Raw genomic sequence first — 23,249 nt, 5'->3', positions numbered from 1 at the left:
GATATGGCCGGGCAAGACAACGTGGTGAGGCGTATTCATGGTCACCATTGTTGAGCAGCAGCCGAGCCAGCTGACTGAGACAGCGCCCGCGACAGGCGCTCGTCCTCGAAGCTCCTATTGGCCGTTCGTCGTCCCCGCGGTTGCGGTGGTGGGATCTGTCATCATCTTCCCGTGGGCATTCACGGTCTGGATGAGTTTTCATGAATGGATGGTCGGAGGGACACGGCGCTTCTCCGGCCTTTCCAACTATGCGCGACTGCTTTCTGACGAGCGGTTCCTCGCCTCCATCGGCCACACCTTCGTCTACACGCTCTTAGCTGTTGTCCTACCGCTGATCTTCGGAACGCTGGCTGCCCTGATCTTCAATTCTCGACTGCCCTTTCGGGGTGTCCTGCGCGGCCTCTTCGTCATGCCGATGATGGCAACCCCCGTTGCCATCGCCCTCGTCTGGACGATGATGTTTCATCCGCAGCTCGGCGTATTGAATTATCTCCTGTCTCTTGTTGGAATTCCGCCCCAGTCTTGGGTCTTCAATCCGGTGACGGTGATCCCCTCCCTTGTCTTGGTCGAGACCTGGCAATGGACCCCATTGGTGATGCTGATCGTTCTTGGCGGCCTCGCAGCCATCCCTTCGGAGCCCTATGAAAGTGCGGCGATCGACGGAGCCAACGTGTTTCAGCGATTCCGCTATATCACTCTACCAATGGTGGCTCCGTTCCTCATGGTCGCGGTGATTATCCGGACTATCGACGCCTTAAAGAGCTTCGATATCATCTATGCCATCACCCAGGGCGGTCCCGGTACGGCATCTGAGACGATCAATCTCTATCTCTACAGCGTTGCCTTCGCGTACTACGACGTCGGATATGGATCCGCCATTGCGGTCGTCTTCTTCGGCCTTGTCATCGCTCTTTCTCTTGTCATGCTTCATCTCCGACAAAAGACCAAATGGACCGACATTCAGGGTGGCGCATGAGCATGCGAAGGGCGCTCGACTCGCTTGGCATGTTATTTGTGGCGCTGGTGCTGGTGTCGCCGGCAGTGCTGTTTTTCCTCTGGATGATCTCACTCTCGCTCAAGTTCGAGGTCGATAACGCTGCCTATCCTCCCATTCTGATTCCGGAACGCTTTGCATGGAAGAACTATGCCAGCGTATTCGAGTCCAACCGCTTCGGCCTCTTCTTCCTCAACAGCCTCATCGTGACGGGCTCTGCAACGGGCTTGGCCCTCCTGATCGGAGTACCAGCCGGCTATGGGATTGCACGCATGCGGGCCACCAAGGCTGCAATCGTCGTCCTGATTGCCCGTATGACTCCCGGCCTGTCGTACCTCATTCCGCTGTTCCTGCTATTTCAGTGGCTGGGTCTCATGGGAACGCTGCTGCCGCAGATCATCGCCCATCTGGTCATCACAGTTCCGATCGTCATCTGGATCATGATCGGCTACTTCGAAGCGACTCCTATCGAACTCGAGGAAGCTGCGGTCATCGACGGCGCCAATCGCTGGGACGTGTTCCGACATGTGGCGTTGCCCATCGCTAAGCCTGGCATCACAGTCGCCTTCATTCTCGCAGTCATCTTCTCCTGGAATAATTTTGTCTTCGGTGTTGTGCTGGCAGGAAGAGAGACTCGAACATTGCCGGTCGCCGTTTACAACATGCTGTCCTTCGAACAGCTGAGTTGGGGGCCTTTGGCGGCCGCGGCCTTGGTTGTTACCTTGCCGGTTCTCGTGTTGACCATTGTTGCGCAGCGCCAGATCATCGCCGGTCTGACCGCAGGCGCGGTTAAAGGCGGCTGATATTCAGGCCAGTCAAATGATCCTGAAGGGTTGCTTTGGCGTAGAGCCACGACAGATCAAGCTAGAAAGCACTAAGAAAAATACTTTGAAGCCATTTTAAAGAGACGATTTAGATCTCAGAAATCAAGCCGGTATGGCTTGTTTTAGATTTATTCTTATTTTCGTCCAAGCTCTTGATCTCACTTTAAAACTTCAGATATCTCATCCTTGTTTCGCTTGAACGCCGATAACATTCGACGCTGGGTGCAACCCATCGACGAAGCGATCGACCGCGTCTCGGTGAGACGCTGATGCCGTGTGTCATCAACATGGGATTGAGGCTCATGGCGAGAGGGAGGATGAATTGATGTGCCGGGATCGGCAAGACATCCTGAAGACCATGATCGCAGTCCCGATTTGGGTATCGATGCTTTTGTCAAGCGGTTTGGCCCTTGGCCAGGAATTCGAAAAAGCTTTGTCCATACGGATTGAATTGAACAAGGTCGAGAACGTCGGTGAGAACTGCCGAACCTATTTCAAGGTTGATAATCGAAATGGCGGGAGCTGGAATTCTCTCAAGCTCGATCTCTTCGCCCTAGATACCAATGGGGTCGCGGCGAAGCGCATGGCCCTCGAAATCGGCCCCGTCCCGGAACGTAAAACTCTCATCAAGCTCTTTGATTTTCCGGCATTGAGCTGTGATCACCTTGGACAAGTGCTCCTGAACGATGTTCTCGCCTGCAATGGCCGAGCCGGATCCCGAGAGGAATGCCTGGCGGCCATCGACACGACTTCCAAGGTCGCCACTGTCCCCTTCGCTAAATGAGGATGCGTCATGAATGAATTGGGCATAGCGGCATCTCACGACCTGTCCTTCGTAGCGCTGTTTCTCCAGGCCGACCCGATCGTCAAAGGGGTCATGATCCTGCTTGCATTGGCCTCTCTGGGATGCTGGACAATCATTATCGACAAACTGACACGCTTCGGCCGACTGCGCCGACAGGCGCACGCCTTGGAGAGCGTGACGCACGCCGGTGAGCCACTTCATCCATCAAGATCTGAAATGACCGGTCGCGTCGTATTTGCCGGCCAAGAGGCTTGGCGTGACAAAGACCCGACTGAAAGCAGAGCCGAGCGGCGTGAGCGGATCGAGCGGGCCATGCGTGCCGCATTGTTTGTCGATCTTCGGCAATTACAGGTGGGCCTTACATTTCTGGCGACCACGGGATCCGCAGCACCTTTCATCGGCCTCTTCGGAACCGTATGGGGCATCATGAATTCGTTCTCGGCCATTGCAGCGAGCCAAGACACGAGTCTCGCCGTCGTCGCACCGGGCATCGCGGAAGCGCTCTTTGCAACCGCCATTGGATTGGTTGCCGCGATTCCAGCCGTCATCGCCTACAACAAGCTGACTTCCGATCTGTCTCGCGTTCAACAATCCTTCACGACAGTCATCACGATCCTGGGAGATCGTTTGGCGCGTGATCGGACGCAGATCGTCAGAGCCGAGGCCGCTGAATAATGGGCATGATGGGACCTCATGGCACTTCGGGTTCAGACGACGAGTTCAGTGTCGCGCCATTATCGGAGATCAATGTTACGCCGCTGGTGGATGTCATGCTCGTTCTGCTGATCATCTTCATGGTCGCAGCACCTCTCATGACGGTCGGTATCCCCGTGCAGCTACCGAAGACCGTACCTCCAAAAGTATCGCAACCAAGGCAACCGATTGTCGTCAGCATCAACGATCGGGGCGACATCTTCCTCAACAAGGAACCACTTACGTCGGACTCGCTCATGCTGCGCTTACGCCAACTGGCGGGCGCGGATCTGAGTCAAGTCGTTCTCGTGAGAGGCGATAAGGCGGCTCTGTATGGCCGCATTGCCGAAGTCATGGGCCAGATCAATGCTGCCGGTTTTCAGAAAGTTTCCTTGATTGCTCAGGCTCCAGCTGGGTCGACGCCGTAGGATCTGCAGTGTCCGAGGTATCCGATCAGAGTTTTGGCATAGTGACGGAGACGCGCGGCATCGGCGCAGCCTTTCTCGTCGCATTGACCTTGCATATCGGAGCCATTGGAGCGCTCGTCCTTTGGCGCACCTCCGGTACATTGCGTGCTCCCGGAGAACAACTTGTCACGATCGATCTTGCTCCGGCAATGCAGAATGTCGAATCCGTCGCGCCTGCTGATGTTACAACACTCTCAGAGTCAAGGGAGCAGGAGCTGCCTGATGCCACGAAAGTTGAGGCTGAAGCGGTCGATATGACAGAACGCACTGCGGTGGAGCAGGAACCCGGTAGTGCCGAGCTCGTAGAAGCTCTTTCTGTTCAAGAGCTTCCCATCGCCGATTCAGAGGCCGTCGTGACCATCTCTCCGTCCACCGCCGTCAGGGCTCAACCACCTGAAGAGAGCAAGCCTCAATCGAAGCCTCTCAAACTCCCGCCCCCAAAAAAGGTCGAACGCAAGCCGCCCTCACCCCAGAGCGAACGAAGAAAAGCGCGACCGTCGGACCCACGTCAAGGTCAGGTCGCGACGTCGCGTGAGAACTTGCAAGGAGCAGCAGCGGCGGCAGATCCCGACGTTCTCAATCGGTACATAGCAACCCTCGCGGCGACCCTTCGCGACCGTCTGCGCTATCCGGAGATCGCGCGCAGTCAGGGGATCTCCGGTGTTGCAACGCTCCGCTTTACCATGCACCGCTCAGGTCAAGTCATCGGCGCATCGCTCCTACGAAGCACCGGAAGTCCCGTCCTCGACGAAGCAGCTCTTGCGGTTGCTCGTCCGGGGGGCAACCTTCCTCCGGCGCCCGATTCTCTCCCGCAGCAGCAATTCTCACTTTCTGTGCCTCTGCGGTTCAATCTGAGATGAGCGAGCCGACAATTGACAGAGTGCGGGAGTGCAATGCTTGCTTCCTCCTGCGCTCGTCAGTTTTGTTTGCAGGACGCCGATGGCGTCCTGCTTAGATCCTACGGAGTTCCTACGCCGCCTTCACTCCTGAGAGGAAGCGATCAACTTCCTGTCCCAGATTGTTAGATTGAAGCGCCAGATCTCGCGCTGCACCCAAGACCTGCGCAGCAGCGGCCCCGGTCTCGGCAGCCCCGCGCTTCACGTCACCGATATTGCCGGTGACATGATCGGTGCCTCTTGCCGCTTCCTGGACGTTCCGAGAAATTTCCGATGTCGCGGCACCCTGCTCTTCCATTGCAGCGGCAATGCCCACTGAGATCTGCGACATTTCACTGATCGTTCTCGCGATTTCCTGGATCGCTGCGACAGCCTCTCGCGTCGCCGATTGGACATGGCCGATCTGTGTCTCTATCTCCTCGGTCGCCTTCGCAGTCTGTCCTGCGAGCTCCTTTACCTCGGTAGCGACCACGGCAAAGCCCTTTCCGGCTTCACCCGCGCGGGCGGCCTCAATTGTGGCATTCAGGGCAAGGAGGTTTGTCTGCGATGCGATGTTGTTGATCAACGCAATGACGTCACCGATCCGCTCCGCTGTCTGAGCGAGATTCTGAACCGTCGCATTGGTACGTCGCGCGTCTTCGACCGCCTTCTCTGCGATACGAGAGGATTGACTGACTTGCCCCGCGATTTCGCGGATGGAGATAGACAGCTCTTCAGTGGCAGCGGCGACTGTCTGCACATTCACGGTTGTTTGTTGAGCAGCGGAGGCGACGTTAACGGACTGGCTGCTCGTTTGATCGGCAATCGCCGTCATTGACTGCGCCGTTGCCTCCATCTCAGTCGCGGCCGACGACAACGTTTGCGTAAGAACGGAGACGTTTGCTTCGAACTGCTTCATGAGCAGGTCAAGCAGTTCGGCGCGCCGTGCCTTTGCATCGCTCTCGGCTGCCTGCGCCGCAGACATCTGCTCCCGGTCGATGCCGTTCTCCTTGAACACACGTACTGCGCCAGCCATCTGGCCAATTTCATCCTGGCGCTTGAGACTTGGTATCTCCGCCTGCCAATCTCCTTGCGCCAATCGAACCATCGTGCCTGTCAGCGCACGAATAGGATGGCCGAGATGCCGTGTCAGCAACAAAGCGACTAGGATACCTGTGACCGCAACCACGGCAAGGACCAGAGCAAGAACCGTCATGGCGCTCGCCCGCGCGGCGACCAACGGTGTTGTGTCCAAAATGACTTCGACAGTACCAATCGACTGACCGGAATAGTTCTTTAGCGGTCCGGCCAAAATTCCCGCAGAATGACCGTTGAGTTCGCCAGCCCGCCACTGAATCGGCTGCTTCATTGCAGCACCATGGGCCGCCCGATCCAACAATGTCTTTCGTTCGAAGGTCGCACCAAGCGATTGAAGCTGTTCGCCCGAGACAAGATTCATGCCGATATCGACGCCGAAACGGCGCTTCAGGTCCCGCAGAAAGTCTGCTCCAAGAGAAGCGCCGATGTCTACAAGGCCAACGACCGTCCCATCCTTCAGAACAGGAACCGCAGCGAAGATACTAATATTGTCTCGACCTGGCTCAATGCCGACGAGGGGAGCCTTCTTTTCAACAACCTCGGCCAGCATGCGGCGGCGCCCGAAAACGTTGTCGCCGAAGGCATCGGGAGCATGAGCACGCGCCAGATTGACTCCTGACGGCTTCTGAAAGCTCACAAGGCTCAAATTGAGCTCTTTCTTCAACGCGCCGGATAGGGCTGCATAGCGTGCGAGAAGAGTTTCCCGATCATCTTTCTCGAAAGCCGCGGCCATACCCTGGTCATTCGCGATGGAATAGGCGACCCCGAGCGCACGCCGTCCCTGCTCGTTCATGGCATCCGTGATGGCCTCGTACCGAGACGAAAGCTCCTTCTCGACCGTCATGTCGCTCAGCGCATCCTGCTGCAGATATCCGGCCAGGCCAACGGCCGCGGCAGCAGCAAGGGCAGTTGCCGTCACTGTGATCAGCAGTTTGGAACCGATTGTTCGGATCCGGAACTTGGTACGCAGTTTCATCGAGTGAAATCCCCCCAAAAAGCAGATGTTCTTATGATTTCACTCAACCAGCGGACTCTTAAGAAAGTATCCTTCTTCTTGCGCTAATCATACGCGCAGCCACCATTGCGCGTCGTTTTTCTACGCTGATTTATTCAAACATTTCGCGGGCCGCCACATTCCCGAATCCTCACACCGCAACCAGGCAAACAAAGTTGTCAGTAGGGCGTGCCCTCAGTTCGCTGGCGCTGTAGTGCGTAAGCATACCAGACGAGTTCATCGATGAAGCGCCCAGCAGATTTCTCGAGCCATGGCAGATCCGAATGGCCGTCTTCGCTAAGGGCTCTTCCGATCTCCGGAATAGATAATAGGGATGGAATGCTTGGCATTCCAAGCTCGCAGAGCATCGCCCGTAACTGCATTGCAGCCCTGACTCCGCCGAAGCGTCCACCGGAATAACAGACAATTGCTGATGGCCGCCAGAAGTATTCCTCTAGGAAGTGGTCAAGGGTGTTGGAGAGACCAGGCGGAATGCTGTGATTGTACTCTGCCGAAACGACAACGAAGGCATCGGCTTTTCGGAAAATAGCGGCAAGGCGCTCGAGAACGGCGGGCGCCTCCCCTTTTGGAAATTCCTTATACATCCGATCGAGCAAGGGCAGCTTCAATTCGAGCGGATCGACAAGCGGAGCTTCCAAACCGCGCCCTTCCAGATGACGAATGATAAATCGGGCCGCTTTCAGACCCTGCCGCTCGGAGCGAACCGATCCCAGGATCACCGGCATGAGGAGAGGCATATGGTTCTCCCGTTTTCGCAGGTATCCTATCACGCCTTGACGCGTGGAGACCCCATCGGGGCGGGCCAACCTCAACAATAGAAACTGACAGGCCAGCGCTTCAGTGGCGCTGCCTCAGATGCCTGAGTCAGCAACCCCATGTCTTCTCAAGGACGCTTATCCAATTCTGGTAGCAGATCTTGTGCACGGCAGCCCGATCATAGCCTCTGATCTCTAGAGCCCTCACGAGTGCTGGCAGCCCGCTTACATCGCGCATTTCATTGGGAATTGTCGTCCCATCGAAATCCGATCCGAAGCCGACCCGGTCTATGCCAATTCTTTCAACGAGATAGTCGACGTGGTTGACGATCTCGTTCAGGCTTGTCTCAGGATCTTTGCGACCATCCGGGCGAAGGAAGATCGTGCCGAAATTGACTCCGACAAAACCGTCACTTTCCCGGATCGCGTCGAGTTGGCGGTCTGTAAGATTGCGAGAATGAGGCGTCAGACCATGCGCGTTCGAGTGGCTCGCGACGAGCGGCGCGTCGCTCAAACCCGCGACGTCCCAGAAGCCCTGCTCGTTAAGGTGAGACAGGTCAACCATGATACGCAGCCGATTGCAGGCGCGAATGAGCTCCCGTCCATGGTCCGTCAATCCAGGACCGATGTCCGGGGACGAGGGATAGCGGAATGGTACGCCATATCCGAACGCGTTCGCGCGGCTCCAGACAGGCCCCAGCGAGCGGAGGCCCGCCTGATGGAGCACATCGAGCATCCTGAGGTCCAGATCGATCATCTCGGCCCCCTCGATATGGAACACGGCCGCGAGCGCCCCCTCCTTCATGGCGGAACGGATCTCCTGGGCCGTGCGACACAGACGAATTTGACCTTTGGCAGCACGTTCCAGACGGATCAGCAGAGAAATCAGCTCAAGAGCAGCTCCCCGAGCCTCCTCCAAAGATGGAGGCACAGCCTGCGGCTTGCCGTCGCTTCCGATACCATCCGCCGACGATGGAATATAAACCGCGAACAAGCCGCCAGCGAACCCCCCTGCCCGTGCTCGGGGCAGGTCCAGGTGTCCGGTGTCGCTGCCGCGAAGGAATTCCAGTTCGGCATTGCTATTGCCTGACCGCCAGAGGCGAAGGAGCACGTCGTTGTGTCCGTCGAAGACGGGGACAAGGGCCTGAGATGTCATGATCGTCACAGAGGAAGGGTTGCGGAGATGCCTAGGGCATCAGCTGTACGGCGGATTGAGCTGCTTCGGCCAATTCGAATTCAGACAGATCTGATGCCACTCTTGCATAACGGCCGATGCAGGTAACGCATAAGGAATGCCATTTTCAGAATTTGTCAGCGCAAACCTAGGGCGTGTAGGTTGCCGCGCATCAGATCCCAGTATCGCAACCGTCACGTTTCGGCGACAATGTCGATACGAAACAACGTTATAAAATACTGCAGGATCTGACAAACAGCAGGTGACGGATCAGTTCCGGTGCCGGCAGAAGAGTCAAAGAGCTCAAAACCTTCCTGATGCGAGGTGAAGACGAGAATGATTAATCGGCGCAATTTTCTCGCGGGCACGGCGGCCGCGTCCTATTTCAGCTATGTCGGCCTGTCTGCGGCTTTCGCCGACACGCCCAAGGACATCCTCGTCATTGCGCAGCAGCTCGACAACATGACGAGCCTTGATCCGCACGAGAGCTTTGAGGCCGTCGGCAGCGAAATCAGCAGCAATTGCTACCAGAAGCTGGTGAAGCCCAATATCGACAAACCGTCGGAAATCGTCGGCGACCTGGCCGAATCCTGGGAGGCAGGAGCGGACGGAAAGTCCGTGACCTTCAAGCTCCGCAAAGACGCGAAATTCGCCAGTGGCCAGCCTGTGACGGCTGAAGACGCGGCGTTCTCGCTGCAGCGCGCCGTCATCATGAACAAGGGTCCCGCGTTCATTATCAATCAGTTTGGCTTCACGAAAGACAATGCTGCCGAGCGCATCAAGGCAACAGACGCCCACACCCTGGTGCTGACCCTGGCGGAGCCGACTTCGTCGTCCTTCCTGCTTTATTGCCTCTCCGCGAACGTCGGCAGCATCGTCGAGAAGAAGGTCGCGGTCGAGAAGGCGCAAGGCGACGATTTCGGCAACGGCTGGCTGCGCCAGAACACTGCCGGCTCGGGCGCATGGGTTCTTCGGTCCTGGAAGCCGAGCGAGAGCATCATGCTCGACGCCAACCCGAACGGTGCCTACAAGGGCAACATCAAGCGCATCATTCTTCGCCACATCGTCGATCCCTCTGCCCAGCTTCTGATGCTGCAGAAGGGTGACGCGGATGTCGCTCGCAATCTGACGACCGAGCAGCTACGCACGCTCAAAGGCGATTCGAACTACAACCTGGTCACCAAGGGCGTTGCATCGCTCATGGTCATCTCGATGAACCAGAAGAATCCGAACCTGGCGAAGCCTCAGGTCTGGCAGGCGATCAAGTGGGCGCTAGATTATGAGGGAATTCAGAAGAACATCGTTCCCCTCACGCATGTCGTGAACCAGAGCTTCCTCCCCCAGGGCTTCCCGGGTGCCATCGAGGACAAGCCGTTCCAGAAGAACGTCGCGAAGGCAAAGGCGCTGCTGGCGGAAGCCGGTCTTGCCGACGGCTTCGAGATCTCGATGGATCACTATTCCGCACAGCCCTATCCGGATATCGCGCAGACCATTCAGGCGAACCTCGCCGAAATCGGCATCAAGGTGAAGCTGATGTCCTCGGAGAATCGCCAGGTTCTGACGAAGATGCGGGCCCGGCAGCACGAGCTGATTCTGACAGCATGGGGATCGGACTATTTCGATCCCAACACGAACTCGGAAGCCTTCTGCGTCAACACCGACAATTCGGACAATGCGTTGAACCGGACCCTCGCCTGGCGCTCGTCATGGAAGGATGACAAGTTCACGGAGCAGTCGGTCACCGCGTTGAAGGAGCAGGACCCGGCTAAGCGCATCGCCCTCTACGAGCAGCTTCAGCGGGACCACATGGCCAACAGCCCGTTTGCGCTCATGATGCAGGCGATGACGACGGCAGCATGCCGCAAGAATGTGTCGGGCGTACGCCTCGGAACGCTCTCCGATACACATTCCTATGCAGGGGTCAGCAAGGCGTGACCAAACGACTCAATGCGCTGGCGGGGCTTCTCGCCAGCGTTTTCCTCACCCTATTCGGACTCGTCATCGTTACCTTCCTGATTGGCCGCGTCATGCCGATCGATCCCGTTCTCGCGGCGGTCGGCGACAATGCGCCTCAGGAGGTTGTCGAACGCGTTCGCCAGGAAATGGGTCTGGATCAGCCCCTCGTGCAGCAGTTCTTCCACTATGTGTGGCAGTTGCTGCACGGTGACCTAGGGCTCTCGGTTCTGACGAAAAATCCGGTTACGAGCGACATTGCCCGTTACTTCCCTGCGACTTTGGAACTTGCCACGGCCGCCGTCATCGTTGCGGCCCTGATCGGGATACCGCTCGGAGTCTGGGCGGCTGTCCGGCAAGGAAGCTGGGTCGATCAGACGATCCGAGTCATCTGCCTCGCCGGGCACTCGGTGCCTGTCTTCGTCCTGGCGCTAATCTGCTTGCTCGTCTTCTATGCTTTCCTCGGAATTGCTCCAGGGCCGGGACGTCAAGATATTATCTTCCAGGACATGGTCCCGCACGTGACAGGTCTCCTGACGGTCGATTCCCTCATTGCCAGGGATTGGGACGCATTCTGGGACGCGTTGGCACATATGGTCCAACCAGTCTGCATCCTGGCCTATTTCAGCATGGCCTACATCACCCGCATGACCCGAGCATTCATGCTTGATGCGCTGCGCGGAGAGTATGTCATCACGGCACGGGCGAAGGGTCTGCCGCCCAGGAAAGTCATTTGGCTTCATGCCTTTCCGAATGTGAGCGTTCAGCTGGTGACCGTGCTCGCCCTTACCTACGCGGGCCTGCTCGAAGGCGCCGTCGTGACCGAGACGGTCTTCAGCTGGCCCGGCCTTGGCCAGTATCTGACCGTCTCTCTCATGAATGCCGATATGAACCCGGTCGTGGGAGCAACCCTTCTGGTCGGTCTGGTCTATGTCGCCCTCAACCTCTTGGCCGATGCCCTCTACCGGCAATTGGATCCACGCGTACGATGAGCACAGCTTTTTCTCTTCAATGGCTGCTGACGGAGACACCGGAGTCACGCAGCCAGGCAGCCTGGGGCAGGCGCTATCGCGCCTGGCTCGCTCTGCGATCCAATCCTCTGGCGATGATCGGCCTTGTGATCATTGTCACCTTCGTCGTCCTATCCCTGGCGGCTCCGTGGCTTGCAACCCATAATCCTGGTGCTCAGGATCTGGCGAACCGGCTTGCACGACCTTCTGCCGCCCATTGGTTCGGCACCGACGAGCTCGGGCGCGATCTCTATTCGCGCATCCTTTATGGCGGCCGTGTCACCCTCGGCATGGTCATCGCCGTGGTCGTGCTGGTTGCGCCCCTCGGGCTCGCGATTGGTTGCATTGCCGGCTATTTCGGCGGCGTCGTGGACCGCGTGCTCATGCGGGTGACAGACGTCTTCCTCGCCTTTCCACGATTGATCCTCGCCCTCGCCTTCGTGGCGGCTCTGAAACCGGGTGTCGAAAGTGCCGTTCTGGCGATTGCATTGACAGCTTGGCCGCCCTACGCCCGTCTGGCGCGTGCAGAAACCATGACGGTTCGCAACAGCGACTTCATTGCTGCCTGCCGGCTCACCGGAGCGCCGTCCGGACGCATCATCCTCCGGCATGTCGCTCCTCTGTGCGTGCCGAGCCTCGTCGTTCGCATCACGCTCGATATGAGCTCCATCATCATCACGGCTGCGAGCCTCGGCTTCCTTGGAATGGGCGCACAGCCACCCTCCCCAGAATGGGGCGCAATGATCGCGACGACGAAGCGCTTTATTTTCGAACAATGGTGGGTTCCCACTATTCCAGGCATTGCCATCTTCCTCGCCTCCCTCGCCTTCAACTTCCTGGGCGACGGCTTGCGTGACGTTCTCGATCCGAAGCAACGCTGATGCTCGTCGATATTCAAAACCTCCGCATTGCCTTCGAAACCCGCACGAGCGTGTTCGAAGCCGTGCGCGGCGTGAGCCTGAACATCGGGACCGAGAAGCTCGGAATCGTTGGTGAGAGCGGTTCCGGCAAGTCGCTTACCGCCCGCGCGCTAATGCGCCTTCTGCCGACGAATGCACGCGTCACCGCCGATCGATTGACGTTCGACGGCGTCGATATTCTGAAAGCGGACGAAAGGGCCATGCTGCGCATCCGCGGCAAACGGGCCGGCTTCATCCTGCAGGATCCGAAATACTCGCTCAATCCCGTCATGACCATCGGACGCCAAGTGACCGAGGCGTGGCGAACCCACAAAGGCGGTGGGCGAAAGGAAGCCAAGGAAGCGGCCATCGACCTTCTGGCGCAGGTGCGGATCCGAGAACCGCGCCGGGTCTATGATCTCTATCCGCATGAGGTATCGGGCGGCATGGGGCAGCGCATCATGATAGCGATGATGCTCGCGCCTGATCCGCAGCTACTGATTGCCGATGAGCCGACGAGCGCGCTCGACGCCACCGTTCAGGCAGAGATTCTCCGTCTCATGGAAGATCTCGTTTCTCAGCGCGGGATGGGCCTGCTTCTCATCAGCCATGATCTCCCGTTGGTTTCGCATTTCTGCGACCGCGTTGCCGTCATGTATGCAGGTCGGGTTGTCGAGGAGCTGGCCGCCGGTGACCTTTCCAAGGCGCAGCATCCCTATACCCGGGGATTGCTGAACTGCCTCCCCTCCCTCATCCATCCGAAACCGCGTCTGCCGGTCCTGAACCGCGACGAGGCATGGCTCAAATCATGATCGACGTTGATCAACTACGCGTCCGCTTCGGGGACAACGAGGTCGTCAAAGGCGTATCATTCCAGGTTCCCGCTGGCGACAGCTTCGGAATCGTTGGCGAGAGCGGCTCGGGTAAATCGACCGTTCTGCGGGCACTCTCCGGCCTCAACAATGCCTGGACCGGGCATATCGCCATCAATGGCGAAGCCGTCGGCCCTCGCCGCGACCGTGCCTTCTTCCGCAAAGTGCAGATGGTCTTTCAGGATCCTTACGGATCCCTGCATCCCCGACAGACCATCGACCGGATCTTGAGCGAGCCGCTGCTGGTGCATGGTATCGGCGAGATCGAGCGGCGGATCGAACGTGCTCTGGCGGAGGTCGCCCTGCCCGCAGCAGTCCGCTTCCGCTACCCTCACCAATTGTCCGGCGGGCAACGTCAACGTGTTGCCATCGCCCGCGCACTGATCGCGGAGCCCGAAGTTCTGCTCCTCGACGAGCCGACAAGCGCACTCGACGTTTCCGTGCAGGCTGAAATTCTGAATTTGCTGGCTGACCTGCGCGAGCAGCGAAAGCTAACCTACATTCTCGTCAGCCACAACTTGGCCGTTGTTGCCCATCTCTGCCCTCGCGTCGGTGTTATGATCGGCGGTCAGATGGTCGAGCAATTGAGCGCCGACGATCTACGCGGCGGCCACACGAGACATCCCCACACAGCCGAACTGCGATCCCTCAGCGTCGGGCTTGAAGAAGTGCCATAAGACTAACTGATCTCGATCGATTTCGGTGTTACAGCATGAGCGCTCAGGAGACTGCCATGTCCTCTCACCTTTCAGAGTTGCGATGGTCGGCCGCTACAGAGGCGGCGGCACGGATCACATCCTTATGGAAGGATGAAGGGGGACCGGGCGGCGCGGTAGTGGTCTTTGACGAGCACGATTTTCCTGTCGAGGCTGCCGGCGGTCTTGAGAGCCTGACGACCGAAACACCATTCTCCGTCGAAAGCGGCGTACGCTACGCCTCCATCACCAAGCACATTCTCGCCTCCATGGTGCTGCGCCATGAGGACAAGATCGGGTTTGATGATCGTCTGGGAGATCATCTTGCGTTCCTAAAGCCTCCGATGGCCGACGTGACTATCGGACGTGCCCTCGACATGACAGGCGGATTGCCCGACGTGCGCGAAACCCTGTCGCTTCTGGGCCTCTCGGTTCACACTGCGACGGAGGCCCAACCCATTCTCGACTTCTTGGGCGATCTTGCGGAACTGAACTACCCTGCCGGGCACGAGATTTCTTACTCGAATACCGGTTACCGGCTCGTCGAGGCCATTCTGAAGTCAAAGGGCCTTCTCTTCGACGAGTTGTTGCAGGAGCATATCTCAAGGCCACTCGGCATCGATATGCGAGCACCGGAACTGTGGTTCGATCCGGTCAAGAACTTGGTGCCAGGCTACTGGAAGTCGGAACACGGGTGGCAGCTGGGGACAGCTGGCCTGCATCTCTCCGCATCCGGCAGCATAACGGGCAGCGCCCGTCATCTTGCCATCTGGTTGCAGACGCTTTTAGGCAATCGCGGACCAGGACTTGGGATCCTCGAACGTCTCTCTGCGCCTCGTCGTTTGGCCGATGGCCGCGAAACTCAGTATGGGCTCGGGCTCGCCTGGTCGCAGCTGGGAGAGAGGCGCCTCGTCGGACACGGCGGATCGCACGCGGGGTACAAGGATTACTTCCTGCTCGATCCCACGAACCGCGTCGGCGTTGTCATCGTCTCCAATCGGGAAGATACCGCCCCTTCCCTTCTTGCCCTGCAAGTGATGGCGGCTCTCCTCGGGGAGAGCCTGCCGCGCCGCAGCACACGCATTCCGGATGGCCTCTATGCAACGGAGACGGGGCCGTTCTGGCTCGAGATGAAGGATGGCGTCGCAACCTTCTTGGGCGCGGGGGATACACTCTACGAGGGGGAGGATGGTTGGTCAGTCTCGCTGTCGGCGCATATGCCGATGCGCCTCCGCTGGACCGGTGAAGCCATCGAGGGAGAGATTGGTCATGCGGCTCGACGCTTCTTACCGGTCGTGCCGAGCGACGATCTATCGAAGTTCCAGGGAGACTGGGTCAATCCACGCTATCATGCATCCTTCACGATCGAGGGCGACACTTTGCAAATGGGCATCGGGCCGGCACGAACCAGCGCATCGCTCATTTCGCTCGGGGGCGATCGCCTGCTCATGAACGGCAAGGACGGACCCTGGCCGAAGCGGCCAAGTCTCGTCTTCGATGGGACACAGGTAAGCCTCTTCCTGAACAGGAGCCGGGTCCTGCATTATCAGAGGGTCTCGTAGGATCGATGCGGCCCCGCTCTGCCATCGACGACATCATAATACGCCCGTGAAGATCGCTCACGCCCGGCCGTTCAAAGCCGGGCGCGAGAGGCGTTGTTTGCAAGATTTGCCGACTTGGATAGTGTGCAGCGCCCCTTGCCCCTCCGCGGAAGCGTCAATTCCCGCCGCAGGCGTGCAAGGGCTCTCTGCACGCGGGGTCCGGCATGGAAGTCAAATGGCTCGAGGATTTTATCAGTCTTGCCAACACTTTGAGCTTCTCGCGTTCCGCGGAGGAGCGACATGTCACCCAGTCAGCCTTCAGCCGCCGCATCAAGCAACTTGAAACATGGGTCGGGGTGCCTCTCGTCGATAGAGCCACCTTCCCGGCACACCTGACTCCGGCAGGACAGGAATTTCTCCCTGTCGCGCAGGAGGTCGTCACCAGCCTCTACCGTACACGTAACGATGTGCGGGACCGGCAGGGCATCCAGGCCAATACCCTCAGCTTCGCAGCACTCCACACCCTCTCGCTTACGTTCTTTCCCAAGTGGCTCCAGACCATCGAGCCGAAATTCGGTTCTCTCTCTACGCGCCTGAGCGCAGACAACAGCGTTGAGGGCTTCGTCAATTCCCTGATCGAGGGAGAGAGCGACTTTCTCCTGATCTATGCCCATCCGGCCGTGCCTCTCATGATCGATGAGGCTCGCTTTGCCTATAAGACCCTGGGGCGCGAAAGAATTATCCCGGTTTCCGCCCCCGACCCGGCCGGACATCCTCTTCATCGCATCGACAGGCCCGACCATCCGGTTCGTTATCTCGCTTACGGATCCGGCGCATTTTTCGGTCATGCTCTGAAAAGTCTCTTCGACGAACGGCCTCTCGAGCGGATCACAATCTACGAAAACACGATGTCCGAAGGCCTGAAGGCGATGGTCCTTGCAGGCTGGGGCCTGGCTTGGATACCGGAGAGCATCCTGGTCGAGGACCTTGCTGCCGGCCGCGCTGTGCGGGCCGCAGATCCCTCCTGGGACCTCAGTGTCGATATTCGCCTTTATCGTTACCTTGCCAACGAGCGCCCGATCGTAAAGCGCTTCTGGAACGCCCTGGACGCCTGAAAAGCAGTTCCAAAGCACCCAGCTCCTCGCTGTCCTGAGATTTCAGTATGGCGTCGGCTGCCGATGGTGCGTCTCGGGAGGAACTCCTCCGGTCTGCCGTTCGATCATGCGTCGAACACGGGGCCGCTCGGGGCCCTGATGGAGTTCTCTCAGCCCCTCGCCGACGATGGCATCCGCCTGTGTCATGCGCTGGTTCTGACGCACATAGTCCAGCCAGGTGGGGCTGTGATAGCGCTCAACCCAGATGGTGGGGTTTTCGAGGTCGCGCATCAACGTCCAGTGACGAGCACCATCCCGGCGCCGAATTCGTTTCCGTTCGGCCATGAGCCCAAGAAACGCTTTGACGTCCTGCTCCCTGATTACCCATTCGATCGTGATCACGATTGGCCCGCTGCGCGGCAAGATTGGAAGTGCGATGTCCGGCTCGGTCCAACGATCCAACGGATCGAGATTGAGGGACTTCATCTCGGGCAAGGCGAACTTCAAACCCAGAGCCGCGCCTGCGACCAATGCAGCAGCGGCGAACAACAGCGAGTTCGCCGTGCTGAAATTGTCAGCCAATGCACCCCAAACCCAACTGCCCAGCGCCATTCCGCCGAAGGTTGACATCTGATAGAGCGCCAGAGCACGACCGACGACCCACCGCGGAGACGAGAGCTGAACCGTAGCGTTAAAGCTCGCCAAGGCCAGGACCCAGCTGGCGCCTGTGGCGGCGATTGCAGCCATCGTCAGAATGAGGTTGGAGCTTAGCCCCGCGATCGCCGTTCCGCCGGCGAAGATGAGAAACGCGACGCGCACCAGCGCTTCCATGGAAAGAAGTTGTCGGACGCGTGCAGTGAGAGCTGCACCTGCTACCGCCCCGGCGCCGAAGGCCCCAAGAAGAAGTCCATATGTCAGTGGTCCGCCCTGAATGAGGTCCCGCGCGATAAGCGGCATCAGGGCCTGGACCGAGATCGCGGCCAGGCCGAAGACTGCGCCGCGCATCAGAACGGATCCGATGTTGGGAGACATGGCCACGTAGCGAATGCCGGCGGCCATTGCGGCGCCAAGGGTTTCCGGTGGCAGAACGCGGCGAGGAGTGGCGGGATGCCATGTGGCAAGGACCGCGATGAGGCCGATATAGCTGACAGCATTGACGGCAAAGGCCGCAAAAGCACCTGCCGCAGCGACAATGACACCGCCGATAGCGGGGCCTACACTGCGAGCGATGTTGAATCCCATGCTGTTGAGCGCAATGGCAGCTGGCAGGTCGGACCGTGGCACCATTTCGCCGACGAGCGATTGCCAGGCCGGCCCGTTGAACGCCGTGCCACATCCGACGAGGAACGTAAAACCGAGGAGGAGCCACGGGGTGACGAGCCCCCAATAGCTGAAGAACGCCAATGCGATCGAGACTCCCAGGAGAAAGATCTGGGAGGCGAGCATCAGCTTCCGTCGATCGGAATTGTCCGCGATGGCCCCGGCTGTGAGAGAGAACAGCATGACCGGCAGGGTCGTGGAGGCCTGCACCATCGCCACGAGATCGGCTGATCCTCCGATTGAGGTCATCAGCCAGGCGGCGCCCACGGACTGGATGAGGCCCCCGAAATTGGAAGCGAGGCTCGCGAACCAGACGGCACGGAAGATGCGGTGTCGAAACGGGGCCAGGGCCGTAGGCCGACTCTGCAATGTCTCGATGTCTTCACTCATGGCGGGAAGACATTACGGCATTTCTGCCGGATCGAAACAGATGATCGGCAAAAAGGATGCGGCTAAGTTAGCGGTCAGTTTCTTGCGCATCATCGGTGCCATTTACAGCCCCTCCAAAGGCCAAAATCTCCTCACACAGCCTCGATCCGCATGCCATCATAAGCCGGCTCCACATGTGGCGGCAGCCTGCTCGCAAGCTCGTCATAGTCCAGATCCGTATGGAGATTCGTGAGGATCGCCCTCTTTGGTCGCACCTTCTCGATGAAGCCGAGTGCTTCGGATACAGAGAAATGCGTGGGATGGGAGGTATAGCGAAGTGCGTCCAGAATCAGCACATCGAGATTCTGCAGATGTTCAAGGCTCGCCTCCGGCATCTCGCTGACGTCAGGAGCATAGGCGATATTGCCGAAGCGGAACCCGAGGGCGTCGATATCCCCGTGAACCATGCGAAATGGTACCGCTTCGAGACCCCCCCCCGGACCATTGATCGAAACCGGAACGCCCGGTTGAAGCCGGTTTGCCGTCAGGATCGGAGGATAGCCGCTACCGGGTGGGGTCTTGAAGCAATAACCGAAGCGGCTCATCAAAAGCTCGCTCGTCACCCGATCGGCATAGATCGGCATGCGGCGGTGCATGGCAATGACCAGGGGCCGTAGATCGTCGATACCGTGAGTATGATCGGCATGCTCATGCGTGATCAACACCGCATCCAGACGCGTGACGGCGACGCTCAGCAACTGGTCTCGAAGATCGGGTGACGTATCGACGAGCACGCTTGTCACCCCATCCTCTCCCGTGCGTTCGACCAGCACCGAACAGCGACGCCGCCGATTTTTTGGGTTATCAGGATTGCACGCCCCCCAGCCGACTGCGACGCGCGGAACGCCGCCGGAGGATCCGCATCCGAGAATCGTGAGAGCCAGCGTCATACGTCAGGCGTTCCCTTAGAGATGCCATCGGCAGAGGCCGCCTTCGTGAACAGGCGATAGAAATTGGCCGTCGTTATCTCGGCTATCTCGCTCTCCGTGACGCCGACGACATCCGCGAGCACTCGTGCCGTGTGGCTGACATAGGATGGCTCGTTGGTCTTTCCCCGATGCGGAACCGGAGCCAGATAAGGGGCATCCGTCTCCACCAATAGCCGGTCTCGTGGGATCGTGCTCGCGATCCTGCGGATCTCCTCCGAGTTCCGGAAGGTCAGGATTCCGGAGAATGAGACGAAAAAGCCGAGCTCCACACCCGCAGACGCAAGTTTCTCCCCCGACGAGAAGCAGTGGAGGACGGCGCCGAATGCGCCCTGCCTCATCTCCTCCGTCAGGATGGAGATCATGTCCTCGTCCGCATCGCGAGCATGGATGACAAGAGGAAGACCGCTTTCTCGCGCAGCGGCGATATGCGTGCGGAAAACACGCTGCTGCACATCGCGCGGGCTCTTGTCGTAAAAGTAGTCGAGGCCTGCCTCGCCAATGGCAATGCACCGCCGGTGCTCAGAAAGCTGGACGAGCCGTTCCATCGGCACATCCGGCTCGACGGCAGCGTTGTGAGGGTGCGTGCCGGTCGTAAAGAAGACCGAGTCGTGGTTCTCCGCGATGACGCGATAGGTATCGAAGCACTCAACATGGGTTGAGATCGTCACCATACGGCCGACACCAGCGGCCTGCGCCGCGGCCAGCACCTCACCAAGGCGGCTCTGCAGATCCGGGAAGTCTAAATGGCAATGACTGTCAATCAACATATGGTGGAGGCCTCCTCTCCTCGGCCAGCGCTCTCATAAAGCCGATAGAAGCGCGTTCGTCCAGAAGCCTCCATGGCTGTTCAGCGCGCGGCCTCGTGCAATGTGGATTGGTGCAATTCCGCCTCCTCCTCGCTCTCGCGCAGTTCTCTCGCTACCTCCCGGCGACGGCGCACGGGCCCTTCGTCGCATTCGCTTGGTAGCGATACCGGAACCACGAGACAGACACTTTGCGCCGGCAGCACGTCACGCCAGTCTCGAATGAGTTGGCGATAGGCACGTCCGACCGGCCGGATATTGCGATCGAGGTCATAGAGCCCGAGCGGGCAGACATAATTGTTCTCATAACGCAGGGCCGTATCCCAGTCGACCTGGTCAGTCAGCGAATACCAGGTGAACCCAACGACCGGGACGCCAGTGTTGCGGATGCGCAGAACATTGGCCCATTGCTTCCAGAGCCAATTGACGGCCTCATCGCCCGCAGGACCCTGCATGAGATTGGTTTCCGTATGCATCACGGGAAGCCTGTAGCGGTCATAGTATTGCCGCGTGATCTCGTCATATCCGAAGACGTCGCCAGCCGATCTCGTGATTCCGTTCGCCTGAACACGGTGTTCGTTGGTGATGTAATAGTCATTGCCCATAATGCAGTGGTGCCGCAGAGCCGAGCGATCAAGGAAGAAGTGATACTCGTCTCGGGTCATCCCATTATCCAGCAAGAACTCGTACATCTCCGAGTCGACCCGCCGTCCATAATTGAGGTCCAGAGATAGAAACCGCTTGGAATTCATCATTTCCGCGGGCCTGATGGCCGCCGGGTTCTCCGCGTGGAAGTACTCTGTCGACTCGCTTTGAACGAAGATGGCTTCCGGTCTGATTTTCAGGATCTGTTCCATCGCCAGGATATTGGCCTTGACGATGTGTTTGAGGGCAGTGACGAAACTCGCGTCGGTCGTGAGCTGCTCGTTCCACCATCCATAAAGCGCCGAGAACTGGGCGCAAATGAACATCTCATTGATCGGCGTATATAGCTGGACCCACGGGAAGCGCCTGGCGAAATCCCGAGCGTAGGAAGCAAAAAGCTCTGGAAAATCAGGATTCTGGAAATTCCCGATCCAATCCGGCACGCCGAAATGACACAGGTCCACGATCGGGATAATGTCGCGGCGTAGAATTTCGCCGAAGGTCACGTCCGCGAAGGACCAGTCGTAACGCCCGGGCCCGATGAAGGTCTTGTGGAGAGGCGGGCCATACCGGAGAACGTTGATATCCAGCTCGCGCAGGAGATCGAAATCCGTCCTCCAGTGCTTATAATGACCGCACTTCTCCATCTCGTCGATGCGGGTGCGGCCATTGTTGATCGTCGGGATACTGTTCTCGATCCCGGTAGCGAACATGAAGGTCGTGAACATCTTGGCTTCCGCTGAGGGCCCTTAGGCCATCTGAAGCGGAAGCGTCAGACGGCCTCCGCCTCCACATAACGCGGGAAGATCGGCTCAGGTTGCGGCAGCGATCGACCGGGCTCCAGACGATAAGACGAACCAACGCGCGCCAACACTCTCTCGCTGTCGGAAATCGCCAGCAAATTCAGCAGCTTGTCCGCCGCAGACGGCACGAAAGGCTGGGCCAGGATACCGACTGCCCTCAGGACCTCAGCCGTGACGTAAAGGACGGTAGCCATGCGGGCCGGATCCTGTTTACGCAGGACCCAAGGCTCCTGCGACGCAAAGTACCGGTTCGCCTCAGCAACCACGGCCCAGATTTCGCCCAGGGCAGTATGAAGGGCGAAGTCCTTGAAAGCCGCCCTCACCTTTCCCGGCAGCGCATCCGCCTGCCAGAGCATGTCCTGATCCGCCTGGGTGAACTCACCCGGCACCGGGACAGAGCTCGCGCAGTTCTTGGCGATCATCGACAGAGACCGCTGAGCCAGATTGCCGAGGTCGTTCGCAAGGTCCGCATTGATGCGATTGACGATGGCCTCATGCGAGTAATTGCCGTCCTGGCCGAACGGAACTTCCCTTAGGAAGAAATAGCGCAGCTGATCGACACCATAAGTGTCCGCGAGATCGAACGGGTCGATGACGTTGCCGACCGACTTCGACATCTTCTCGCCGCGGTTGAACAGAAACCCGTGGCCAAAAACGCGCTTCGGCAAGGGGATTCCCGCCGACATCAGGAAGGCCGGCCAATAGACCGTGTGAAAGCGCACGATGTCCTTGCCGATGATGTGGACATCGGCGGGCCAATAATGCCAGCGGGGATTGTTCTCGTCCGGGAAGCCGCAACCCGTGAGGTAATTGTTGAGGGCGTCGATCCACACATACATGACGTGCTTCGGATCACCCGGGACCGGTAGGCCCCAATTGAACGTCGTCCGGCTGATGGACAGATCCTGCAGACCCGAGCGGACGAAGCTGACGATCTCATTCCGTCGGGTGTCGGGGCTGATGAAATCCGGATTGGCTTCGTAATGCGAGAGAAGCCGGTCCTGGTAGGCTGAGAGACGGAAGAAGTAACTCTCTTCCTCAATCCATTCCACGGGAGTTCCGGTCGGCGCGCGCCAACTGCCGTCGGGCTGCTTGGTCAGCTCGCTCTCGTCGTAATACGCCTCGTCTCGGACCGAATACCAGCCGGCATATTTGGACAGATAGATGTCGCCCCTCTCCTGCATGCGCCGCCAGAGTTCGTGCGTCGATGGCAGATGGTCTGCGTCGGTCGTACGGATGAACCGGTCGTAGGAGCAGTCCAGACGGTCGGCCATGGCCTTGAACTTGCCGGCCATCTCGTCGACGAACGCTTTCGGCGTCGTACCGCTCCGATCGGCCGTCTGCTGGATCTTGAGGCCATGCTCGTCCGTGCCCGTCATGAAAAACACGTCGAAGCCGTCGATACGCTTAAAGCGCGCGATCGCGTCGGAGGCGACGATCTCGTAGGCATGACCGATATGGGGAGCCCCATTCGGATACGAGATGGCCGTCGTGATGTAGTATTTTTCTTTCTCGGCCATGGTAGATCCTTGCTCGAACGATGCGTCCCGACGACT

Annotated in this window: 21 protein-coding genes; 13 read left to right on the top strand and 8 right to left on the bottom strand. The window is 58.7% G+C overall.

Going from position 1 to position 23,249, the window contains the following annotated elements; all coding sequences use genetic code 11:
• Positions 1–37: 37 nt before the first annotated feature.
• From K9B37_RS11945 to K9B37_RS11920, 6 genes are all read left to right on the top strand, one after another.
• Complete coding sequence (locus tag K9B37_RS11945) at positions 38–976, top strand: carbohydrate ABC transporter permease (protein ID WP_224313303.1); 939 nt, start codon at positions 38–40, stop codon at positions 974–976.
• Positions 973–1,797 carry a carbohydrate ABC transporter permease gene (locus tag K9B37_RS11940; protein WP_224313302.1) on the top strand — a complete coding sequence of 275 codons (825 nt, stop codon included), beginning with the start codon at positions 973–975 and terminating at the stop codon, positions 1,795–1,797. Before K9B37_RS11945 ends, K9B37_RS11940 begins: the two co-directional genes overlap by 4 nt.
• Positions 1,798–2,143: 346 nt before the next feature.
• The gene (locus K9B37_RS11935; protein WP_224313301.1) at positions 2,144–2,602 is read left to right on the top strand and encodes a Tat pathway signal protein; all 459 of its coding nucleotides are present in this window, start codon (positions 2,144–2,146) and stop codon (positions 2,600–2,602) included.
• Positions 2,603–2,611: 9 nt separating this feature from the next.
• On the top strand, positions 2,612–3,298 hold the full coding sequence (locus K9B37_RS11930; protein WP_224313300.1) for a MotA/TolQ/ExbB proton channel family protein: 687 nt from the start codon (positions 2,612–2,614) through the stop codon (positions 3,296–3,298).
• An 8-nt stretch (positions 3,299–3,306) separates the two neighbouring features.
• Entirely contained in the window at positions 3,307–3,744 is a 438-nt protein-coding gene (locus K9B37_RS11925) for an ExbD/TolR family protein (RefSeq protein ID WP_439651719.1), read from the top strand.
• Between the two features lie 8 nt (positions 3,745–3,752).
• Positions 3,753–4,643 carry an energy transducer TonB family protein gene (locus K9B37_RS11920; protein ID WP_224313298.1) on the top strand — a complete coding sequence of 297 codons (891 nt, stop codon included), beginning with the start codon at positions 3,753–3,755 and terminating at the stop codon, positions 4,641–4,643.
• Between the two features lie 109 nt (positions 4,644–4,752).
• Here K9B37_RS11920 and K9B37_RS11915 read toward each other — a convergent pair whose 3' ends face one another.
• The 3 genes from K9B37_RS11915 to K9B37_RS11905 all read right to left on the bottom strand — a co-directional run bounded on the left by K9B37_RS11915 (position 4,753) and on the right by K9B37_RS11905 (position 8,682).
• Positions 4,753–6,732: a methyl-accepting chemotaxis protein gene (locus K9B37_RS11915; protein ID WP_224313297.1), complete on the bottom strand. Its 1,980-nt coding sequence runs from the start codon at positions 6,730–6,732 to the stop codon at positions 4,753–4,755.
• 197 nt (positions 6,733–6,929) lie between these two features.
• Entirely contained in the window at positions 6,930–7,508 is a 579-nt protein-coding gene (locus K9B37_RS11910) for an NADPH-dependent FMN reductase (RefSeq protein WP_224313296.1), read from the bottom strand.
• Between the two features lie 127 nt (positions 7,509–7,635).
• A complete protein-coding gene (locus K9B37_RS11905) occupies positions 7,636–8,682 on the bottom strand; it encodes a dipeptidase (RefSeq protein WP_224313295.1) in 1,047 nt (348 codons plus the stop codon).
• Positions 8,683–9,036: 354 nt separating this feature from the next.
• Between K9B37_RS11905 and K9B37_RS11900 the strand changes: the two genes are divergently transcribed.
• The 7 genes from K9B37_RS11900 (at position 9,037) to K9B37_RS11870 (ending at position 16,785) form a co-directional block, all read left to right on the top strand.
• The gene (locus K9B37_RS11900; protein ID WP_224313294.1) at positions 9,037–10,635 is read left to right on the top strand and encodes an ABC transporter substrate-binding protein; all 1,599 of its coding nucleotides are present in this window, start codon (positions 9,037–9,039) and stop codon (positions 10,633–10,635) included.
• A complete protein-coding gene (locus K9B37_RS11895) occupies positions 10,632–11,645 on the top strand; it encodes an ABC transporter permease (protein WP_224313293.1) in 1,014 nt (337 codons plus the stop codon). The genes K9B37_RS11900 and K9B37_RS11895 overlap by 4 nt, the downstream gene beginning before the upstream one ends.
• Positions 11,642–12,544: an ABC transporter permease gene (locus K9B37_RS11890; RefSeq protein WP_224313292.1), complete on the top strand. Its 903-nt coding sequence runs from the start codon at positions 11,642–11,644 to the stop codon at positions 12,542–12,544. Before K9B37_RS11895 ends, K9B37_RS11890 begins: the two co-directional genes overlap by 4 nt.
• Positions 12,544–13,374 (top strand): ABC transporter ATP-binding protein, encoded by an 831-nt coding sequence (locus K9B37_RS11885; protein WP_224313291.1) that lies wholly within the window; start codon positions 12,544–12,546, stop codon positions 13,372–13,374. Before K9B37_RS11890 ends, K9B37_RS11885 begins: the two co-directional genes overlap by 1 nt.
• Entirely contained in the window at positions 13,371–14,111 is a 741-nt protein-coding gene (locus tag K9B37_RS11880) for an ABC transporter ATP-binding protein (protein WP_224313290.1), read from the top strand. The genes K9B37_RS11885 and K9B37_RS11880 overlap by 4 nt, the downstream gene beginning before the upstream one ends.
• A 56-nt stretch (positions 14,112–14,167) precedes the next feature.
• Entirely contained in the window at positions 14,168–15,691 is a 1,524-nt protein-coding gene (locus tag K9B37_RS11875; protein WP_224313289.1) for a serine hydrolase domain-containing protein, read from the top strand.
• 203 nt (positions 15,692–15,894) lie between these two features.
• Complete coding sequence (locus K9B37_RS11870; RefSeq protein WP_224313288.1) at positions 15,895–16,785, top strand: LysR family transcriptional regulator; 891 nt, start codon at positions 15,895–15,897, stop codon at positions 16,783–16,785.
• 42 nt (positions 16,786–16,827) lie between these two features.
• Here K9B37_RS11870 and K9B37_RS11865 read toward each other — a convergent pair whose 3' ends face one another.
• The 5 genes from K9B37_RS11865 to metG all read right to left on the bottom strand — a co-directional run bounded on the left by K9B37_RS11865 (position 16,828) and on the right by metG (position 23,213).
• Complete coding sequence (locus tag K9B37_RS11865) at positions 16,828–18,474, bottom strand: MFS transporter (protein ID WP_224313287.1); 1,647 nt, start codon at positions 18,472–18,474, stop codon at positions 16,828–16,830.
• Positions 18,475–18,605: 131 nt separating this feature from the next.
• Positions 18,606–19,403 carry an MBL fold metallo-hydrolase gene (locus K9B37_RS11860; protein WP_224313286.1) on the bottom strand — a complete coding sequence of 266 codons (798 nt, stop codon included), beginning with the start codon at positions 19,401–19,403 and terminating at the stop codon, positions 18,606–18,608.
• A complete protein-coding gene (locus tag K9B37_RS11855; protein ID WP_224313285.1) occupies positions 19,400–20,209 on the bottom strand; it encodes a TatD family hydrolase in 810 nt (269 codons plus the stop codon). Before K9B37_RS11855 ends, K9B37_RS11860 begins: the two co-directional genes overlap by 4 nt.
• A gap of 80 nt (positions 20,210–20,289) precedes the next feature.
• The gene (locus K9B37_RS11850; protein WP_224313284.1) at positions 20,290–21,618 is read right to left on the bottom strand and encodes a family 1 glycosylhydrolase; all 1,329 of its coding nucleotides are present in this window, start codon (positions 21,616–21,618) and stop codon (positions 20,290–20,292) included.
• 44 nt (positions 21,619–21,662) lie between these two features.
• Entirely contained in the window at positions 21,663–23,213 is a 1,551-nt protein-coding gene (gene metG, locus K9B37_RS11845; protein WP_224313283.1) for a methionine--tRNA ligase, read from the bottom strand.
• Positions 23,214–23,249 lie beyond the last annotated feature (36 nt).

The sequence above is a fragment of the Microvirga puerhi genome, assembly GCF_020089865.1.
Classification (GTDB): domain Bacteria; phylum Pseudomonadota; class Alphaproteobacteria; order Rhizobiales; family Beijerinckiaceae; genus Microvirga; species Microvirga puerhi.
The sequence above is the reverse complement of the archived record's forward strand: the minus strand, read 5'-3'. Positions and strand labels throughout refer to the sequence as shown.

What these genes read in the sequence shown, in the direction of transcription:
- K9B37_RS11945 (WP_224313303.1), top strand. Translation starts at nt 38, where the DNA reads ATGGTCACCATTGTTGAGCAGCAGCCGAGCCAGCTGACTGAGACAGCG.
- K9B37_RS11940 (WP_224313302.1), top strand. Translation starts at nt 973, where the DNA reads ATGAGCATGCGAAGGGCGCTCGACTCGCTTGGCATGTTATTTGTGGCG.
- K9B37_RS11935 (WP_224313301.1), top strand. Translation starts at nt 2,144, where the DNA reads ATGTGCCGGGATCGGCAAGACATCCTGAAGACCATGATCGCAGTCCCG.
- K9B37_RS11930 (WP_224313300.1), top strand. Translation starts at nt 2,612, where the DNA reads ATGAATGAATTGGGCATAGCGGCATCTCACGACCTGTCCTTCGTAGCG.
- K9B37_RS11925 (WP_439651719.1), top strand. Translation starts at nt 3,307, where the DNA reads ATGGGACCTCATGGCACTTCGGGTTCAGACGACGAGTTCAGTGTCGCG.
- K9B37_RS11915 (WP_224313297.1), bottom strand. Translation starts at nt 6,732, where the DNA reads ATGAAACTGCGTACCAAGTTCCGGATCCGAACAATCGGTTCCAAACTG.
- K9B37_RS11910 (WP_224313296.1), bottom strand. Translation starts at nt 7,508, where the DNA reads ATGCCTCTCCTCATGCCGGTGATCCTGGGATCGGTTCGCTCCGAGCGG.
- K9B37_RS11905 (WP_224313295.1), bottom strand. Translation starts at nt 8,682, where the DNA reads ATGACATCTCAGGCCCTTGTCCCCGTCTTCGACGGACACAACGACGTG.
- K9B37_RS11900 (WP_224313294.1), top strand. Translation starts at nt 9,037, where the DNA reads ATGATTAATCGGCGCAATTTTCTCGCGGGCACGGCGGCCGCGTCCTAT.
- K9B37_RS11890 (WP_224313292.1), top strand. Translation starts at nt 11,642, where the DNA reads ATGAGCACAGCTTTTTCTCTTCAATGGCTGCTGACGGAGACACCGGAG.
- K9B37_RS11885 (WP_224313291.1), top strand. Translation starts at nt 12,544, where the DNA reads ATGCTCGTCGATATTCAAAACCTCCGCATTGCCTTCGAAACCCGCACG.
- K9B37_RS11880 (WP_224313290.1), top strand. Translation starts at nt 13,371, where the DNA reads ATGATCGACGTTGATCAACTACGCGTCCGCTTCGGGGACAACGAGGTC.
- K9B37_RS11875 (WP_224313289.1), top strand. Translation starts at nt 14,168, where the DNA reads ATGTCCTCTCACCTTTCAGAGTTGCGATGGTCGGCCGCTACAGAGGCG.
- K9B37_RS11870 (WP_224313288.1), top strand. Translation starts at nt 15,895, where the DNA reads ATGGAAGTCAAATGGCTCGAGGATTTTATCAGTCTTGCCAACACTTTG.
- K9B37_RS11865 (WP_224313287.1), bottom strand. Translation starts at nt 18,474, where the DNA reads ATGAGTGAAGACATCGAGACATTGCAGAGTCGGCCTACGGCCCTGGCC.
- K9B37_RS11860 (WP_224313286.1), bottom strand. Translation starts at nt 19,403, where the DNA reads ATGACGCTGGCTCTCACGATTCTCGGATGCGGATCCTCCGGCGGCGTT.
- K9B37_RS11855 (WP_224313285.1), bottom strand. Translation starts at nt 20,209, where the DNA reads ATGTTGATTGACAGTCATTGCCATTTAGACTTCCCGGATCTGCAGAGC.
- K9B37_RS11850 (WP_224313284.1), bottom strand. Translation starts at nt 21,618, where the DNA reads ATGTTCACGACCTTCATGTTCGCTACCGGGATCGAGAACAGTATCCCG.
- metG (WP_224313283.1), bottom strand. Translation starts at nt 23,213, where the DNA reads ATGGCCGAGAAAGAAAAATACTACATCACGACGGCCATCTCGTATCCG.